Source organism: uncultured Ruegeria sp. (assembly GCF_947489545.1).
Taxonomy (GTDB): Bacteria; Pseudomonadota; Alphaproteobacteria; order Rhodobacterales; family Rhodobacteraceae; genus Ruegeria.
The window spans coordinates 74,853-93,161 of the sequence record NZ_CANLDZ010000009.1 but is presented as its reverse complement, the minus strand read 5'-3'; the positions used below and the strand labels follow the sequence as shown (position 1 = coordinate 93,161).

Annotated in this window: 12 protein-coding genes; 4 read left to right on the top strand and 8 right to left on the bottom strand. The window is 56.7% G+C overall.

From position 1 onward, the window contains the following. Nucleotides 1-54 precede the first annotated feature (54 nt). From addA to regB, 7 genes are all read right to left on the bottom strand, one after another. On the bottom strand, nucleotides 55-3,417 hold the full coding sequence (addA, locus tag Q1B13_RS13885) for a double-strand break repair helicase AddA (RefSeq protein ID WP_299081223.1): 3,363 nt from the start codon (nucleotides 3,415-3,417) through the stop codon (nucleotides 55-57). Further along, complete coding sequence (addB, locus tag Q1B13_RS13880; protein ID WP_299081225.1) at nucleotides 3,414-6,338, bottom strand: double-strand break repair protein AddB; 2,925 nt, start codon at nucleotides 6,336-6,338, stop codon at nucleotides 3,414-3,416. Before addB ends, addA begins: the two co-directional genes overlap by 4 nt. Continuing rightward, nucleotides 6,331-7,017 carry a nucleotidyltransferase family protein gene (locus Q1B13_RS13875; RefSeq protein ID WP_299081227.1) on the bottom strand — a complete coding sequence of 229 codons (687 nt, stop codon included), beginning with the start codon at nucleotides 7,015-7,017 and terminating at the stop codon, nucleotides 6,331-6,333. Before Q1B13_RS13875 ends, addB begins: the two co-directional genes overlap by 8 nt. Next, on the bottom strand, nucleotides 7,014-8,018 hold the full coding sequence (locus tag Q1B13_RS13870) for a phosphotransferase (protein WP_299081229.1): 1,005 nt from the start codon (nucleotides 8,016-8,018) through the stop codon (nucleotides 7,014-7,016). The genes Q1B13_RS13875 and Q1B13_RS13870 overlap by 4 nt, the downstream gene beginning before the upstream one ends. Continuing rightward, nucleotides 8,015-8,488 carry a tRNA (adenosine(37)-N6)-threonylcarbamoyltransferase complex ATPase subunit type 1 TsaE gene (gene tsaE, locus Q1B13_RS13865; RefSeq protein WP_299081231.1) on the bottom strand — a complete coding sequence of 158 codons (474 nt, stop codon included), beginning with the start codon at nucleotides 8,486-8,488 and terminating at the stop codon, nucleotides 8,015-8,017. Before tsaE ends, Q1B13_RS13870 begins: the two co-directional genes overlap by 4 nt. A 41-nt stretch (nucleotides 8,489-8,529) precedes the next feature. After that, complete coding sequence (locus Q1B13_RS13860; RefSeq protein ID WP_299081234.1) at nucleotides 8,530-10,038, bottom strand: PAS-domain containing protein; 1,509 nt, start codon at nucleotides 10,036-10,038, stop codon at nucleotides 8,530-8,532. A 66-nt stretch (nucleotides 10,039-10,104) separates the two neighbouring features. After that, a complete protein-coding gene (gene regB / locus Q1B13_RS13855) occupies nucleotides 10,105-11,502 on the bottom strand; it encodes a sensor histidine kinase RegB (RefSeq protein WP_299081236.1) in 1,398 nt (465 codons plus the stop codon). A gap of 90 nt (nucleotides 11,503-11,592) precedes the next feature. Between regB and Q1B13_RS13850 the strand changes: the two genes are divergently transcribed. The 3 genes from Q1B13_RS13850 (at nucleotide 11,593) to Q1B13_RS13840 (ending at nucleotide 14,316) form a co-directional block, all read left to right on the top strand. Further along, complete coding sequence (locus Q1B13_RS13850; protein WP_299081239.1) at nucleotides 11,593-12,213, top strand: SCO family protein; 621 nt, start codon at nucleotides 11,593-11,595, stop codon at nucleotides 12,211-12,213. A gap of 86 nt (nucleotides 12,214-12,299) precedes the next feature. Beyond that, a complete protein-coding gene (locus Q1B13_RS13845) occupies nucleotides 12,300-12,854 on the top strand; it encodes an ActR/PrrA/RegA family redox response regulator transcription factor (RefSeq protein WP_050604676.1) in 555 nt (184 codons plus the stop codon). A gap of 310 nt (nucleotides 12,855-13,164) precedes the next feature. After that, nucleotides 13,165-14,316 carry a CapA family protein gene (locus tag Q1B13_RS13840; protein ID WP_299081241.1) on the top strand — a complete coding sequence of 384 codons (1,152 nt, stop codon included), beginning with the start codon at nucleotides 13,165-13,167 and terminating at the stop codon, nucleotides 14,314-14,316. Between the two features lie 429 nt (nucleotides 14,317-14,745). On the opposite strand, the gene Q1B13_RS13835 is transcribed toward Q1B13_RS13840, so the two are convergent. Next, nucleotides 14,746-16,806 (bottom strand): adenylate/guanylate cyclase domain-containing protein, encoded by a 2,061-nt coding sequence (locus Q1B13_RS13835; protein WP_299081244.1) that lies wholly within the window; start codon nucleotides 16,804-16,806, stop codon nucleotides 14,746-14,748. A gap of 691 nt (nucleotides 16,807-17,497) precedes the next feature. Here Q1B13_RS13835 and Q1B13_RS13830 point away from each other — a divergent pair. Next, nucleotides 17,498-18,232 carry a GNAT family N-acetyltransferase gene (locus Q1B13_RS13830; protein WP_299081247.1) on the top strand — a complete coding sequence of 245 codons (735 nt, stop codon included), beginning with the start codon at nucleotides 17,498-17,500 and terminating at the stop codon, nucleotides 18,230-18,232. The last annotated feature ends 77 nt before the right edge of the window (nucleotides 18,233-18,309 follow it).

The window sequence follows — 18,309 nt, the reverse complement described above, 5'->3', positions numbered from 1 at the left end:
TCTCCTGAATGAGATGCGCTTGGGGAGTGAACGTAGGTGCCGCCGGAGGGGAGGTCAAGATATCTGGTTGCGCGACACCGCGTCCGTCACAAGATCGTGTGGCAACCACATCAACTCGGCTGTCCGGGTCCACAGAATTGCGGTTCGGATCTGTTTGTCCGGATAGATTTGCGCCAGGGCTTGCGCATAGGCGCCCATCTGCCGCAGCAGGCCTTCAGGGCACCTCTCCGCCTGGGCTGGAACGGTCACATTTGATTTGAAATCAACCACATGGACTTCAGTTTCCGTCACGATCAGACGGTCCACAACGCCGTGTATGCGCTGCCCATTCAGGTCTGCCGAAATCGGGACCTCGGCCAGCGCGTCATCAGTAAAGATCGGTCGCAAATGATCAGCGGTTAGGACGCGGCTGGCCTCGGACAAAAGGTCTTGCCGTTCTGCTTCGTGCATATCGGGAAGAACCCTGGCGCAAAGCTGTGGCCATAGGTCCTGCCCGGTTCCAGGTAAGTGTTCCAGCAGCAGATGCAGGCGGGTACCGCGAAGTTTGGCCGCCACTTCATCCTGCCCGGCATCGCTGGGCAACGCTTTGGCGCCACCCAGATCTGACGGGCTGAGTGTTTCTGTGGGGATCACCGGCTCTGGCGCGGGTTGTAAGAATACATCCGGCAAATCGAAATGCGGCCGCACTGTTTCAGCATGCTCGACCACAGGCAGCTTGTCCCAATCCCCATGCGACAATCTTCGGATGCCCGAGTTCGGCAATTCGGTTGCCCCTGCCCGCCCCATCGCGGCTTCGACCATCCGATACCAGCTGGTTCCATCTTTGCCGACATCGCCGGCGGCCGCAACGATCAACCATTTTTCGGCCCGTGTTAGAGCCACATATAGCAATCGCAGCCGTTCACTTTCTTCCTTGCTGCGCGCTTCATCCCGCGCTTGCGACACAAGCTTGGGCGACGCATCCGCAGGAACTTTCCACAACGGTGTGCCGTCCGCGACCATAATCTCGGCGTCGCGGGGGGGCTGTCGTTTGCCGGTGTCCGGTAGTATGACAATGGGTGCCTCCAAACCCTTTGAGCCATGCACCGTCATGACCCGGATCATATTGCCGACACCGCTCATCTGGCGTTTGATTTCAAGATCATCGGTCTGCATCCACACCAGAAATCCGGTCAGGCTGGGAATATCCGTCCGCTCATACGCGAGGGCCTGCGACAGCAGCGCGTTAATACCCTCCTCAGCCTCGGCTCCCAAACGGCCAAGCAATTTGCGCCGTCCGTCATGGCGGGTCAGGATGCGCTCGATCAGGTCATAAGGGCGCAAAAAGTCGATCTGACCCCTCAGATCGTCAAGAATGGACAGCGTTTCAGGGAATTCAGCGCAGCGCTTTCGCAACGCTGCCCAGAGAAATTGTTCATCCCGCCGGTGGGCCAGATCAAAAAGCTGTTGTTCTGACCATCCAAACAACGGCGATTTCAAAACGGTGGCCAACGATAGGCTGTCTTCTGGGGTAGCAAGGAAACTCAGCAAAGCGGCCAAGTCTTTGACGGCGAGCTCGGCGCCAACCTTCAGCCGGTCAGCCCCCGCAATGGGCAGGCCTTCGGACTTACAGGCGCGAATGATCTCCGCAAACAAGTCGGATCTGCGCTGAACCAGTATCAGGAAATCACCCGGTTCAACTTTCCGGCGCGCGAACCGCCCCGAAGTTTCACCATCCTCAGGGATCGTTGTTCCGTCGTTTATCATCGTCTTGATCGCTTTGGCGACGCGCTCTGCCAAGATCACCGTGTGATGGCGCGCGCCGGGGCGATCGACTGGATCGGTCCAGTCTCCCTCGGTGTCATCTTCGACTCTTTCCACCACCGGCCACAAATCCACGCGACCGGGCAGATCGGCTTTGAAGGCGCGGTGCTGGGCTTCCTTGTGAAACCCCGCCTCTGTGCGGTTTTCAAACAGGATATCGACAAGGTTTAAGATCGCGCTGGAAGATCGGAAGGAATACTCAAGCGTTGATTCCCACAGTTTAGAGCCTGATTCCGCCAGTTTTCGCCCAAATTCGAACTGCATTCGATCAAAGGCCTGCGGGTCTGCACCTTGAAAGGAATAGATTGATTGCTTCTTGTCGCCGACCACAAAGATCGTGCGCTCAACCCCGGATCTGGCGCCTTCCCCGCTGGTGAATTCTTGCGCCAGTTTTTCGACGACATCCCATTGATCCGGGCTGGTGTCCTGGGCCTCGTCCACCAGAATATGGTCGATGCCGCCGTCAAGACGATAAAGCACCCACTCTGCAACCGCCGGATCGTTCAGTACCTGACGCGCACGCAGGATCAGATCATCGAAGTCCAGCCAGCCACGCAATTGCTTGCGTCGTTCGTATTCGGGCAGGAAGGCAGCGGCAAATCGATGCATAACGGCCGTTTTTTCCGCAGCAACAAGGGCCAGTTCCATTTCTCGGGCTGCTGCAACACGCTCCATCAATGCGTGAAACTCAAGCAGCTGAGATCCTAGTGCTTCCTGAGTTTTTTTTGTAGGAACTGACTTGGTTTTAGCTTCAGGACGATACTTAGCACCACTTTTGTACAAAAAGAGAGAGTACAACTTCTCGACATCAACTTTTTTGGGTGACCGCCAGTTTACCTTGTTCAACTCCCCGGCAAGCTCGACCATGGTCTTTGTTTGGGTGTCGAGCACTTCGCAAACTGACCGGATGAGGTTGACCTCACCGCCTAAAAAAACCCGAGATACCAAAGCGTTCTCATCAAACCCGTCCGGCAGCCCAAAGCGTTGCAGAAGGTCAGGCCTTCGTAATGGGTGCGCAAACAGGTTCCGTTTTTGTGTCACCGCCGCCGTCAGGTTTTCGAACCCAGACTCCGTGACAAAGCGTGCGACATCTTCGATCAGCTTTGCCTGAGGCCCATCTGCGAAGTCTTCGACGATTTCGTCGCGCAATAGCGCTGCGGCGCGGTCCTCCATCTCGCTGAATTGCGGGCTGACCCCGGCTTCGAGTGGGAAACGGCGTAACAGCGAGGCGCAAAACGAATGGATCGTTTGTATCTTAAGACCACCCGGCGTTTCGATAGCGCGGGCAAACAACGTGCGCGCCTGAGCAAGCTGTGCGGGATCGATGACACCCTGAACCCCCAGATCGGTCAGCTGTTCCAGCAGTGGGTCATCCCCCAGCATGGCCCATTCGCCAAGGCGTTTGAACAACCGATTCTGCATCTCGCTGGCGGCGGCCTTGGTATAGGTCAGGCACAGAATGTGCTGGGGTTGCACTCCGCCCAACAACAGGCGCGCGACCCTGTCTGTCAGAACCCGTGTCTTGCCCGAGCCCGCATTGGCGGCGAGCCATGTCGACGCATCGGGGCGCGCGGCCTGCACCTGCCGTTCGGTGGCGTCGTTACGCGGGCTCATGTCAGGTTCTCGGGTTGGGTGTCAGCGGTGCGGTCCCATTCGCCAAACCGGGCCAGATGATCATAGTCGCCCAAGTCTGTGTCCTTGTGCAGCATGCGACGTGATGAAAAGCCTTGATCAGGCTCTAAATAGGTTGAAACCAACTGTTTCAGCTCGATCAACACCTTGTCGACTGGCTCTTTCGTCAGCGGCGCTGTGACCTCTTTGTAGGTGTTGCCCACACCGACAAAGATTGCTTCAGCTACCGAGATGGGGTCGATCCCGTCAATGCCGCCCTGCTCTGCCACGACGGCTTCGATCAGCAGCTGTTTGTCGAATTTTGCCTGCTGGCTTTCTGGCGGAGGCGCGCCGGTTTTATAGTCGATGATCCGCAATGCACCCCGGCTGTTTCGGTCAATCCGGTCTGCGCGTCCTGCGATCGTGAAATCGAGCGGTGTCAAAGCCAGTTTCATCGTAGCCTCAAAAGCAATGGGGCCGCCATCGCCGCGGCGCCTGATTTCGGCGGCTAGAAAGTCGTCCGCGATCCGTTCAAGCCGCGCGTGCCACAGTTTGCGGGCCGTTGGCCAGGCCACATGCTGATCCAACAAGGCGCCGGCCCGGTTCAGAAAGTTCTCACGAGTCAGCAAGGCACTGTCGAGCACGCTGTCTTTGATGAAATGCTCAAGAATTTCGTGAACGACGATCCCGCGCAACAAGGCATCTGGTGCCTGCACTAAGGGGTCGAGCGGCTTCAGCCGCAAAACGTGTTTGGCGTAAATAGCGTAAGGATCACGGATCAGGCGCTTGATCTCGGTCACTGACAGCCGTCTTGGGCGCGCCGCAACCGGAGGCCTGGGCGAGGGTCGCTGTGCCGGAGCAATCCGAGGGGCGTCTTCCAGTGTTTCGGACCAGGTCAACCATTGCTGACCACGGGCACGCATTTCGGCCAACTCTGCAGGGCCACCCTGCCCCGGCAAGCCCTGCAACAAGTTTGCAAGGCGGTTTACCCAGCGCGACGGGACGGTTTCTGCGTCGTCTGATCGAACCGCGCGGGTCAACCAGACCTCTGGCGCGCCAACTGCCTGTTGAAAATCGTGTGCTGATAGACCGATCCGCCGTTCTGGCAGCAGCAGACCAGCCTTGTCACGCATCTGACGGTTCAGCCAGGGGTCGGGTGCAGGTGCTTCTGGCCAGCTGCCTTCGTTCAACCCGCCAAGGATCAGAAGATCAGCCCCCTGAACGCGGGCCTCTAACGTTCCCCAGATCATGATATGCGGATGCGGCGCGTCGCGGTCTCGGACCTCTTCACCCGCAAGTAGTGCGCCGAGCAGATCGGTGAAGTCATGGGCTGTCATGGGGCCGCCATGATGCGCTTCATCCTTAAGGGAGGCCACAAGTTTCAGCGCTTTTTGTCCGGCGTTTTTGTCCCAAATAGTTCCGTTTTCGCCAGTGCTGCCAGCGGATATCGCCTCGGCCAAACTCTGTAGGTGATCGACCCAATCGATCAGTTGCCGCTCGCCCAGGATCTGTTGGTCGCAAAAACGCGTAGTCACCCAGTTGACCCAACCCTCGGGTACGTCTTTTCGGATCGCAAAGGCCGTCAGGCTTGTGGCGTCGGGGAACGGCGGCCCATGTCGCCTGAGGTCAAGTTCCAGATCACGGGTGTGCAGTAAATGGACACCGCGATCTTCACCGTCATGACACAAGGGGTGTTTGAGCAGCGTCAATAGCGCCTCACCATCCAGACGGCGGGCAAACAGCCCCGCGACATGGCGCAGAAACCGTCCGGGGGGTGACAGCTGCAGCGGCAGGCCCGCGCTGTCGTCCGGCAGGATGTTCCACCGGTCCAGCGCAGCGCTGACTTGCCGTGTCAGCATTCGGTCCGGTGTGATCAACGCGGCGGTTTGGCCGGTTTCAGCGGCCTGCCGCAGCCGCAGAGCAATGGCCAGCGCTTCCGCCCGGGGGGATTGTGCCTCGACCAGGGTCAGGTCTTTGGTGGCATCGTGTAAATCTGAAAGCTGCGGACCTTCGGTCATCCAGGCATCCGTGATCGGTGCTGGTCGTAAAGCGAGCGAAACCAAACGGTTACGGGCGGGTGAGGGCGATTGATGATCCGTCCATGGCGCAATCTGGTCCGGCGTGATCTCCAGTCCGCGCATCAGTTTGTGAAACCTGTATTGTGGATGATCTTCTGACGCTAGGGCCTCATCCAGTTCGCGCCATACATGATCGGGCTGATCGAAGTCGTAACCGGGCAGCACCAATGCCCCCTGCGGCAACCGGGCGATCGCCTGCATCAGCATCAAGGTGGTCCCACGCGACCCGGTCGACCCGGCAAGAACAACCGGGTGCTGGGGCGGTGCCACCCTCCAGCGGGCGATCAGGTCTTGCACCACACGCCTTTGGCGGGCTTGTGCATCCATAGCATCCGTTCCGGACTCGATGAAGTGGTCGGTGATCCCGATAAAGGCCTGCGCGCGGGCCCAGTGGCCAGACATGTCACTGACATCCAACTGACGGATTGCGTCCGGAGACACGCCTTCGCCCTGCATCTCGTCGATTAGGGCCGCTAGGCTGTCAGACAGATCGAACAGGGTCGAACGCGCAGCCAGATCGGGTTGCTGTTCCAATAGCTTGGCAATCAGCTGGGTCAGTTCCAACCGGCGTCGTAACGGCGGAATGGCCGGCGGAATCTGCGCCAGATCCAGGCTTTCCCCCAAATCGGTGACCAAAGAAAGTCGCGGTAGCAGGCAGGCCGGGCCTTGGTCGAACAAGCTCCGCACGCGCCGGGCCATCCGCCTTGTGTTGACGACCAGTTGAACGCGGGCCATTGCCTCGGGCGGGCCAGCATTGCGCTGTCGCAGACCTTCGACCAGCGCTTTGGGGAAGTCCGCGCCCGGCGGAACCGCAAAGACGCGGGGCAGGGTGCCGGAGTCAAACATCTGCCAGCAAACCTTCGGCCAGAGCAATCCCTTCGGGTCGTCCGACATCACACCAGCGCCCGGGATATTCCAGTGCAAACAGGCGATCCTGATCAAGCATTTGATCCCAGAGAAGATTCAACGAGAACGCCTTTTGTGGGAAAGCTTGCAAGCCATCCGTTTTAAGGATCTGCGCACCGCCATAGACCAGCCCGTGCCCGCGCGTGATCCGTCCGTCCTGATCCGCAATAAAATCCCCTTGGCCGGTATGACCAATGGTTTGGCTGGTCGGAATACACATCAAAAGGGCGTCCATACGCTCTGAGTCCCAGGCGCTTTGAAGCAAGGTTAAAGGGTTGGGTCCGGCCCAGATCGCGTCCGAATTCATTGTGAAAACAGGATTCGTGACCAGCAAGGGCAGGGCCGCACGCAACCCACCCCCGGTTTCCAATATGTCTGGTGCTTCGTTAGACAGCAGAACACCCTTTGGTGCCAAATGGGCCGAAAGCTGATCTGCACGGTAATGTAGGTTGGCGACGACATGTTGGGGGTTGAGCTCGTTCACGAACTCCAGCGCGTGATCGATCAGCGGCTTTCCGGCGACTTCGATCAACGGTTTGGGCCGATCTTTGGTCAAATCGCCCATTCGGGTACCGAACCCGGCCGCAAACAGCATCAACGCATCAGGACTTCGAGTCATTTCATCCTCAGTTTTGCCAGATTTTCCGGCGTTGGTGCGGGCAGCGCCTGGTGCAGCACGTCTGCAACCGGGGCTAGCGCGGGATGTTCGAGATCGCGCGTCAGGTGCGACCATGTGGCAGGGATCAGGTCCACGTAATGGGGTTTGCCATATTCAGTCGCCAGACGCGCAAAACCGCCCAGGATACGCAGATTACGCTGCGCCCCAAGCACGCTATACGCAGTGCGAAAGTCGTGATCATCCAGCCCCGTGGCTGCGAGGTAGCGGTCGATCATCTGCGTTTCGGTCACGGCGGACACAGTGCGGCGCACGTCCTGCAAAAGCGACATAAGGTCATACGCGGGATGCCCCAGCATGGCGGACTGAAAATCCAGCAAACCGACACGCTGAACGCCCTTGTTTTCAGGCAACCAGATCAGGTTTTCGGCATGATAGTCTCTTTGAATCACGACTTTTGTGCCTGAAGCCTCGTGGTGCAGAATATGGGAGAACCGGTCTTCAAACCGCGCCAGGGCGGTCACGTCGTACTGCCCAAGAATACGTTGCGCATATTTGGTAAAAGAGAGCGCCGCCAATTCGGTCATCAGTTTCGGGTCATAGGACGGCACCGAAAGCAAAGGCGCTTTGTGCAAGTGAACGAGAACGTCGGTTGCGGCCTCATAGAGTGCACGTTCTTTCGCGGGCTCCTGTTCCAGCACGCGAGCAAAAAGATCATCGCCCAGATCTTCGAGCAACAGAAACCCGGATTGCGCATCCACTGCATAGATCTCAGGCGCATTCAGGCCGTTCGAACGCAAGTATTCGGCAACGCGAACAAAAGGGTTGACGTCTTCGCCTTTTTCCGGAGGCGCATCCATCAAAACAGCTGTGCGGCCGCTGACAGGATCGGTCAGGCGCTCATACCGACGGTTCGAGGCGTCCCCAGCCAGCGGCGCGCGGCTGGCGCCGGCCCAGGGCGTTTGCGCAATCAGGGCTTCGGCCAAAGCTGCACGATTTGTCATGCCGCGTTCTCCAGCCTCAGAGCCCATTTCGGGTCGCACCACGACACGGTCAGATGGCGAGTATCCATTGAATCCGGGTCTGTTTGAAAGCTGAGAGTCAGTGCTGTTTTGGGCTTCAACGGGCCAAGTTTGTCAGGCCATTCTACAAGGCATATTGCGTGGTCGAACGCATCTATCAGGCCGAGCTCTTCAATCTCGTCCACCGTGCTTAGGCGATACAGATCGCAATGCCAGATTTCGCCCACTTGCGTGTCGTAGGCTTGCACCAATGTGAAGGTGGGCGACGGGACATCTTCCGGCATATCCATCAGCGATTGTATCAGGCTGCGCGCAAAGTGGGTTTTGCCGCTGCCGATTGTACCTTCCAGCAGTAAGATGTCCCCGGGACCTGCATCAGCGCCAAGACGCGCTGCAAATTCTGCGGTTTCATGCGGTGAATTCAGGGTGATTGAATAGGGCGCCTTGATCATGGCGCCACAATGAACGCGCGTCCCAGCGGCTGCAACCCGGTTCAGGCGCTGATCTGCTGCGTCCTGAGCGAGTCGAGCAACTTAGTGTCTATGGCAAAACGCACAATCGTTGCACCGTTCTGCATTGGTGTCACCGTGCAGTCCAACGCGGTCCCGTTGCGCATCTGAATTTCGGCAGTCCATTCAGCACGATCATCGCGCATTTCGACAAAATCGCGGATTTCTCCCAAGATCGGCGTTGCGACGCAACGATCCTGCCAGCTTCGCGTCACAGCCATCACAGTGTCGGTCTGAAAACCAACCTCACCCGTGTCGCCCCAAAGCTTTTGATAGGCATAGTTTGTCAGCGCCAGCGTTCCATCATCCGCAAAGACCGCGATGGCATCAGCCAGCTTGTCCAGAATCGATTGCATCAGGTCCATTTCAGAGCGGAACCGGCGGGTCAGAGTAATCTCGGCCGTAATATCTTCGAACAAAAAGGCTACGGCACCATCCGGATGCGGTCGGCCGCTGACTGAATAGACAGATCCGGATGGCAAGGACCAGGTTTCCTGATATTCGCCATCTTCTGCGGCCTCGAGCAGGTCGTTCATCTGTCGGCGCCAGCTGCGATAGTTCTTCGGCTCTGGCATCATGTGCTGATCACGCAAGCGGTCAAAAAAGCTGCTGAGGCTGGGGCGGCAGCTTAGAAAATCGGGCGGCAGATTTGTCAGATCGATCAAGGCTGGATTGAACAATGCCAGTTGGCGGTTGCGGTCGAAGATAGCCAATCCAATCGACAGTTGCGCAAAGGTTTTAGTCATTGTCTGAACGAATTTGCGCTGCGCTGTTTCGGCCTGAACAATAGCGTTGACGTCGACGGCGTAGCACAGGCGTCCTTCATCATGCTCGATTTGAGTCAAATCGAACCACAACCTACTACTACTGCCTGCAACATCGACGGAGACGCGCGACTTTCCACCTGGACGCGACTCGTCCTGAGGTGCCGGAAACAACGGTGCGGTCAAATCAGCATCCAGACCGCGTGCCTTTCGCACCAGAGCGACATAGGCCGCATTGCACCATCGAATCCTGTTACTGCTTGTCAGCAACCAAACGGGGTAGGGCGCCCGGTCCATTGCCAGCCGGATGGGGTCGTTCGGATCCCGTAGCCCGGCGTGTTTTGCTTTAGGGGTTTCGCGCAGCTGCACCCGGACGATTCCGTCGATCCACTCGCACACAACCTCACGTTCGACCGTGCAATCGATGGCGGACACGACCAGATTACCCTGATCGCGGACGACCTCTGGTGTTTCAGGAAAAGTCGGGAAATCCCGCTGCAAAAGACGCCGCAAATCGGCCCACCCGGAAACGCGCTCGAACCCCGCAAGGGCGATATCTGAATGGCTTATCAACCGATCGCCATCGGACAAAAACACCGTGTCAAACAGCGAGGAGTTTGTGAACAACCCATAGCTGTCATCACGGCGCCCGCGACGGGGCAGCAACCATTGTATGGCAACGCAACAAGAGACAAGACTGATCGCGGCCAGAATGATCCAGTCGGCCATATCGCACCCCACGCCTGAACGGAACTGAGGCAGATTATGCCGAGGATTGGTTAACGGTGTCTTAACCTATGCCTGAATGTGCTGGTTGACGCCTGACGGAACGGGTGTGTCACCTTTCTGGGCATCAATCAGTTTGCGAGGCCATGACACGCTCACAATCGCCCCTTTGCGATCGCGATGGTCTGACAGATGTTGATACGGGTCAGACCCATTGGCGAATTCCAACTCGGCCCCGCTGCGTTCCAACAAGGTCTTGGCGATGAACAATCCCAGACCCATGCCCTCATATTCGGGACGCGCGCGCTGATCGGATTCTGCCCGCCTGCGACGGACAAATGGATCTCCGATCCGGCCAAGCATCTGCGTAGGATATCCGCGCCCGTCATCCATGATGTTGATGGTGATCAGATCGGGTGTCCATTCTGCCTCGACCCAGACATTGGCCCGGGCAAAATCCACGGCATTCTGGATCAGATTGCGCAGCCCGTGGATAATTTCAGGCTTTCGCAAGATCGACGGGTGTTGCACATCACCGTCCCCCGCAGGGCCTTCGGTAAAGTGAACCACCTTGCCCCGATCTATATGAGGCTCGGCCGCCTCGTGAATGACAGTCGATAGGGGGGCTTGGCGCAGATGCAGATCGTCCTTACCAGCCCGGCCCATGTCACGCAGAATATCCCGGCACCGATTGGCCTGTTCTCGGATCAGGGCGGCATCTTCCTTCAGGTCCGGGCGATCATCCAGTTCTTCGATCAATTCGGAGCTGGCGAGCTTGATCGTGGCCAATGGGGTGCCGAGCTCGTGGGCGGCAGCGGCCACAACCCCACCAAGATCCGTCAGTTTCTGCTCGCGCGCCAGTGCCATATGCGTGGCCGAAAGCGCCTCGGACATCGATTGCACTTCGGTGCTGACCCGATGCGAATAGGCGCCAATGAAGACGATTGCGATGATGATTGCTGCCCAGTTGCCGAACAAAAGGATATCTGGAATGTCCAGGACAAGCCCTAGATCCGTCCGCAATGGCAAATGAAACTCGGCCAGCAAAGTGGTGAGTATTATTGCAACTCCGCCGACAATCAATGTGGACCGGGTGCTCATAACGTTGGCTGAGATTGTCACCGGACCTAGCAGCAGCAATGCAAACGGATTGTTCAACCCGCCCGTCAGGTACAAAAGAATGGCAAGCTGCAAGAGGTCAAACAGCACCATTAGGAAATTCTCAAACTCGGACAGGCGCTTGTTCTGTGGAAACAGCAAGATGGCAGTCAAGTTACCCATAACCGAGATTCCGATGGCCAGATAGCAAAGGCCCAGTTCCAGCTGTACGTGATAATACCGCTGAGCCACCGTAATTGCTGTGAACTGGCCAATAATGGCCACCCATCGCAGCAGGATCAGAGTACGCAGGCGAATCCAGCTGCTGCGTTCCTGGCCGCGCCAAAAGGTCTGGTTGGAATCTGCCATTGGTCCATTATGTCCTGTTGCATAGGCTGATCATCTTGATAGGTGTCCCGGCCGAAACGATCAACAACCCCTTGCGTCTGGATACTCATCATGACCCGCCTTTACGCTATACTCGCTGCCGTCGTTCTTGCCGTTGGCCTTGGCGCCATGTGGCTTGTGACACAGGGTGGCGGGTCAGACGATCAGTTCGCACAATGCCGATCTAGCCAGATCGCAGGTGGCACAGCGGCAATTGGGGGGCCATTTGAACTGGTCAATGGCAAGGGCGAGACGGTCACTGACAAAGAAGTCATCACCGAACCGACGCTGGTTTATTTTGGCTATACCTTCTGCCCGGACGTCTGCCCGTTCGACATGTCCCGCAATGCCGAGGCAATCGACATTCTGGCCGAGCGCGGCCAATCTGTGACACCGCTTTTCATCTCAATTGACCCGGATCGCGACACGCCAGAGGTCGTCGGAGACTACGCCTTTAACCTGCATGAGCGGATGATCGCGCTGACCGGATCACCGGAACAGGTCAAGGCGGCCAGCAAGGCCTATAAAACCTACTACAAAGCGCATGACAAAAGCGACGAATACTACTTGGTCGATCATTCCACCTTTACCTATCTGGTCACGCCCGAACATGGATTCCTCGAGTTTTTCAAACGCGAAGACACGGCCGAGCAGATGGCCGACAAGTTGGGCTGCTTTCTGGACCAGGTCTAACAGTGACACATCGGTTTGACCTTTGTTCCCGCGCTGCTATTACTCATATTCACGCCAAAGGCATGAAATAGCAGAAAGACCCACATATGGCAGACAGTTCTCAGCTTGATATTGGCCCTGACAAATCGCTGCTGTTGGTAGATGATGATGAGCCGTTTCTGAGACGTTTGGCCAAGGCCATGGAGAAGCGCGGCTTTGAAGTGGAAACCGCAGGCTCTGTTGCCGCGGGCCGCGCAATTTCAACAGCCCGCCCACCCGCCTATGCAGTTGTCGATCTTCGGTTAGAGGATGGCAACGGCCTGGATGTGGTCGAGGTACTGCGCGAAAAGCGCCCGGACAGCCGGGTTGTGGTGTTGACCGGATATGGCGCGATTGCCACCGCTGTTGCGGCAGTAAAGATCGGGGCGACGGACTATCTGTCGAAACCTGCAGATGCGACCGATATCACCAACGCGCTACTGGCCAAGGGCGATGAGCTGCCACCGCCGCCGGAAAACCCCATGAGCGCGGATCGCGTCCGCTGGGAACATATCCAGCGCGTTTATGAGCTGTGTGATCGCAATGTCAGCGAAACGGCGCGGCGTTTGAATATGCACCGCCGGACCCTGCAGCGGATCTTGGCCAAGCGCAGCCCGCGGTAAGTGGTTTTGGCCCGTCGGTGTACGCACCGGACCGGCCCTCTGAAACCCCAGATTTCGTTAGGCACGGTCAGTCACGACCGTGCCTTTGTTGCTTGTAACCTAACGATTTGCTGCCGCTCGGGTATTGAAAGTCGTTTTGTTAACCAGTTTTGTGCTATCGCGCTAACCACTGCGAGCTGATGGCCCGCAACATCTCAAGTCTAACGCTCTCAACAGAAAAAGTGAGAACCCCCAAGTGTCTCTTTTGCCAAACACCCCTTACGATGCCCTGAAAATTTCGAACCCCGTCCTTAGGGGGATTGTTTCGCTGGTGACGAAGGCTGCGGAGACGTTTGGGTTTTGGCGACATCCGCGCAAGGGCGCTGCAGGTGATGTCGCCGAGATGAACCTGCTGGACAACCTGTATTGGGTCTACAAGTGTAAAAACCCCGTCGAACTGCCCGAGGCTGAGCTTGAAACCTCAGAGTTCATGCAATCCACTGACGCTCAGTTGTCACAGCGCACCAACGATGACAGCACAACGACGGTCACGTTGAGTTTTGCCGGGGACATATTGCGAACCCACCGGGCCGAGGTCGCGCAGGATCAGGTCTACGCGCAGATCGAAGATCTTTTGTTTCAAGATGACGTTGTAATTGCCAACTATGAATCTCCGGTCACGACACAGCCCCTGGTGGACGAAGTGATCGGAGATGCCGGCCCGCCAGTTGAATGTGCGTCCGAAGATCAGTTCGATGCCCTGACCAGCCATAACGGGAAGGTCTTTGATGTTTTGAACCTGGCGAACAACCATATCTTCGACATGGGTGTTGAGGGGTTGGAAACCACTCTGACCGCGTTGAAGCAAAGAAATATCCTGCAAGTCGGCGTGAATGAAACCGAGTCTGAGATAAATGCGGTTAAATCAATTGAACGAAACGGCATAAAGCTGGGCTTTGCGTCCTGCGCGTTTGGAACCAATGGCCAATCGCTGCCGGAAGGCCAACCCTACAGCGTCAATCTTGCAAAGCTGACGTCAAAACACGAAGCGCCGGATATGGCTCTGCTCAAGACACAGATATCCAACGCCAAAGCGGCCAACTGTGATCTGACCATAGCGATCATCCACTGGGGTCATGAGTTCGAACTGTTCCCGCGCCGCGCGCAGCAAAAAGCAGCCGAAGACTTGGCCGATTTCGGAGCCGATATCATTGTTTGCCATCACCCGCATGTCGCACAATCTATTCAGCTTTATAAGTCAAAGTCGGACAGCAGCCGGATTGTTCCGATTGCCTACTCACTGGGAAGTCTGCTGTGGGGCTTTTCCCATGAGCATATCGCCACCAGCAAAATCCTTCAGGTCGAAGTGCAAAAATCCCAAGGCAGGACGGCGATCACAAACCTCAAGGCAACGCCGGTTCGCTGGCGGGCTCACGAGGTCGAGGGGCGCATTGCTCAGAAAGTGGAGCGAGCGGCCAGCTGATCAGCATTTCAGCTTCGCTTCCGGCAATTTGGCTTGAATTGTCGTTGTCACTGGCCTGCCGCACCGAAACTTGATTGGCTCTACTGTTGTGTCCGCGGTCTTGCCGGAATTGTAGTTCGCAAATCTAGCGCTTGATGAGAAACTATCAGCAAAGTCTGCTATGCGGGACAAAGCCGAGCTCAAAACTTCTTCGGATAAGTGAAAACTTCCGGCCCAAACCGGACACTCGATCAAGTGTAACTTTGCTGCGGTCACACCTGCTTTCCGACATTCGCTGCAACTGCGAATTGCCCGGCATGCTGAACTCACACAAAGCGAAACTTGTCGGACTTTCCCGAAACGCCGCCCAAATCACTGTCGCTCATGCGAGCCATTTGCAAGTCGCCTGTCCGTGAAAGCCCGAAGCCCCATAACTTAAACGGATGTTACCTACTGGTTCTTATTGGTGCTTGTAACGGCACGCCAGTCTTCCTTTGGTGGCCTGTCTAACAGATCTTGGGCGCGGGCCATCATGGCGGCTGAGGCGGGGTCTCCGTTCCGCGCCCGGTCTGCGGCCGCGAATGCGGCAACAGCGTTTTCAAACCGCCCTGCCCGATAATGTGCAAGACCCTGTTCATAAGCCTCTATCCAGGCAAATGGTTCGTCACGCCCATCCGCCATCGCGATCAGTTCGTAGACCACCAGCTCTTCAACACGTCCAAACACGGTAAGCGTGTCCAACTCGCGGACCACGATTGCGTCGGCTGCCTGTCGCCTCGTTTCCGGCCCGATCAAGATTAGCGTTCCATAGTCTTTGTTGGCCCCTTCCAACCGGCTGGCAACGTTCACGACATCACCGATCGCGGTGTAGTTCAACCGCTGCTCTGATCCGATATTTCCGACCAGAGCCTCGCCGCTGTTCAACCCGATCCTGACGCGCAAAGGGTTGCCGGCTTCATCTTCGATTCCGGACGCGGCCACGGCAGCGACAAGGTCCAGCGCTGCGCGGCAGGCGTTTTCAGCGTGGTTAGCATCTTTACGCGGTGCCCCCCAAAACGCCATTACGGCATCGCCAATAAACTTGTCGATCGTCCCACCATTTTGAGTAATGGCAGCAGAGGCCGCGCTGAAGAAGGGCTCCATCAGCTGGACAATCTTTGGGCCAAGTTTTTCGGACAGCCCAGTGAAACCCGTAACATCGCAAAACAACACAGATATCTGCTTCATTTCTCCGCCCGGCTGTATTTTGATGCCCTCAGCAACCAGCATACGCACGAGATCGGTGGGCACGTATTTTCGGAAAGCGGACAAACCAGCGGCCATGCTCGCGGTTGCCGCAGAAAGATTGGCAAGCTCAGACAGTTTGGAGGGTCTGCGCGCAATGCGTTCGACGTCAAAGCGTTCGATTTTGCCAAGATCTTCGGCGATGCGCGCCAACGGATTTGCGACAATGCTTCGGATCAGCCAGATCGCCAGCCCGGTTGCGACCACCACCACACCGATCAAAACGTATATCAGGTCTATCAGCGTTTCATCGATGCCCGACAGAAACGCCGCTTCGGGTATGACCGTGGCAACGCGCCAGCCGTAAAACCCCAGTGGCGTCAGCGCCACCGCGTAAGGCACGCCGTCGATCACGACACGTTTCGTCAACGTGCCCGGAGCATTCGCTTGGGGGTCTGCCAACAACCTTTCGCCTGAGATCATGGCAACTTCATAAAGCCTCCCTTCGCCCATGCGCGCCGGTGTAATCTCATCCGCTTCTGCATCAGGTACCGCAATAACTTTGCCGTCAGCATTCAGTATAAATGCCGCGCCGAATTCGCCGGGAACAAGCGTGGCGAGAAAACGTGACAAACGATCCGTTTCGATTGCAACGGCCAGAACACCTTGCCGCCTTCGGTTGACGTCGATCGGACCAGCAAAGGCGTAGACGGTTTTGTCACTATCCGGAAGGTCGCGCGCTTCGATCCACCCCGCAGAGCTGAGCCCCATGAAGTTTTCAAACCAGGCATGTTCGCGCGGATCATAGGATGTTTCGGTAAAGGTCCGCTCCTCGAACTGAATGTCACCGGGGATAAAGATGTAGCGATCCTTACGCAGCATTCGGTCCCGGATTCCCTTGTCGATTTCAATCATCTCAAGCCCGCCGTCACCTAGACGGTGCGACGCGAAAAAATTGCCATCGGGCCAGCCAAAGAACATCCAAGAGATATTCGGCTGCGCCTGCAATTGTGACAGAAAAACAAACTCGCGCTTGTCGGCCTGTCGCGTCGCGATGACGTTCTGAACAAAGATTGTACGAACGGCGGCCCAGGCGGCTTCGGCCGATCTGAGCGTCACCCCCACCTCGATGCGGACAGTGTTCGCGATCTGGCCGTTGATTTCAGCCGCAAGCATGCGGCTATTGTCGCGCGCAGTCGTCCACCATAGGGAATGGACAATAAAGGTCGACACCCCGATGGATACGGCCACCAGAATTGACACAGCGATGCCCACGCTAAATCGCACTTAAATCTCCGCCAAAAAACTCATACGCTTCAGTATTGAATTGAGACTGCTAGGAGGGCAAAGCTTTCTTAGACCCTATCCCGAAATCTCACACAACTGTTAGGTAGAAGCAAAGGACTGTGTTGAAGCGAGCGCTTGAACCTTGACTGCTGAAGCTGGCCTTTGCGATTTTGCCAGACACTGCGCGCAAGTGAACGTGCGGCCCAAAGCCGTCAGTAACGATCAGCGTCGCTGCGATGCAGCTTCCCCGGGAGCGGACGTTGATAGTCAGCGCAGCACTTCGAAGGTGCCGATGACGGCTATGCGGACGGCGACCGCAGAATTGCGATACGGTTTCGAATGACAGGTTTGGGTCGTCGGCGGAAGGTTGCGAACCAGAAAGTAAAATATGCTGAGAATGCTCTAATGACCCCAATGAACCCGAGGTGACACATACTGCGACTGACATTGATATGTGATCGGCTGACTTTTTCTGCCGTTCGTTGAAATATTTTTTGTGTCAGCTTGCCAAAAGCCACGCACAGCATCACCTCACGACTGCTCGCCGCATTTAAGCAGAGCGAAGGAGACTTAATGTCTACGATTGCGGCACGCTGCTAAGGTTCACCTGATCGGACCGACCTGAACCAAAAGACTTCCGCGCAAGAGACCGGAAGCCCATTTAGTTTACATAAGATCAAGAGACAATTCATTGAATATCGCAACGCACGAACAGCGTATTTTGCACGTTCTGGCGCAAGGTGGAGCTATCCAATTTGAGCGTACGACGAACGCCAAAGTGCGCGAAATCTTCTTTTTAACACGCAAGGGCCATGTCTTGGCTGATTGCTCGCTGAAGCTCTTTGACCGTCTGAGGAAGCGGCGGTTCATCAAATCGGAAAATGGACAACCCTACCGCGCTACACGGCTTGGCATTCGCTCCGTGAACCCCCAATACTCAACCGATAAGGACATTCAGGAAATGAAAAAACCGACAATCAATCCAACGTCTTCGGACGATATTCCGGGGCTAAAAACCGTACTGGACGGCACCGAGCTTTTCCCAAGTACGTTGCTTCCCTACATGCGTGCACCGGCATTGAAAGGCGAAACAGAAGCCCTCTGGCTGACGTGCCATCAAGACGGTGAGGCTGTCGGCCTGTGCTATACGGTCCCCGAAGATTTGGCAGATGGAACCTGGAATATGCTGGCACTTGCGGTACGTCCCGAACTGCAAGGCAAACGTCTCGGGGCTGCGCTGCTCCGGGCGGCGGAGCAGCACTTGAAAGGCAAGGGGCAGCGCATCTTGATCGTAGACACATCCGGCTCTGATGACTTCGCTCTTACACGTAAGTTCCATGCCAAAAATGGTTACGAGGAAGAGGCCCGCATCCGCGACTTCTGGGCCGACGAGGACGATAAAGTGGTCTTCCGGAAGGCTCTCTAACAAGAAAAGCGCTCTGCAAGCAACGCGGCGGAGGGCATCCTTTGCCGACATTCGCCCACTGTGCAGCATCAAGCACT

Bases quoted from the DNA above. Each gene is read 5' to 3' on its own strand.
- regB (WP_299081236.1), bottom strand. From the start codon at position 11,502: ATGGCAGATTCCAACCAGACCTTTTGGCGCGGCCAGGAACGCAGCAGC.
- Q1B13_RS13845 (WP_050604676.1), top strand. From the start codon at position 12,300: ATGGCAGACAGTTCTCAGCTTGATATTGGCCCTGACAAATCGCTGCTG.
- Q1B13_RS13875 (WP_299081227.1), bottom strand. From the start codon at position 7,017: ATGACTCGAAGTCCTGATGCGTTGATGCTGTTTGCGGCCGGGTTCGGT.
- Q1B13_RS13860 (WP_299081234.1), bottom strand. From the start codon at position 10,038: ATGGCCGACTGGATCATTCTGGCCGCGATCAGTCTTGTCTCTTGTTGC.
- tsaE (WP_299081231.1), bottom strand. From the start codon at position 8,488: ATGATCAAGGCGCCCTATTCAATCACCCTGAATTCACCGCATGAAACC.
- Q1B13_RS13870 (WP_299081229.1), bottom strand. From the start codon at position 8,018: ATGACAAATCGTGCAGCTTTGGCCGAAGCCCTGATTGCGCAAACGCCC.
- addA (WP_299081223.1), bottom strand. From the start codon at position 3,417: ATGAGCCCGCGTAACGACGCCACCGAACGGCAGGTGCAGGCCGCGCGC.
- Q1B13_RS13850 (WP_299081239.1), top strand. From the start codon at position 11,593: ATGACCCGCCTTTACGCTATACTCGCTGCCGTCGTTCTTGCCGTTGGC.
- addB (WP_299081225.1), bottom strand. From the start codon at position 6,338: ATGTTTGACTCCGGCACCCTGCCCCGCGTCTTTGCGGTTCCGCCGGGC.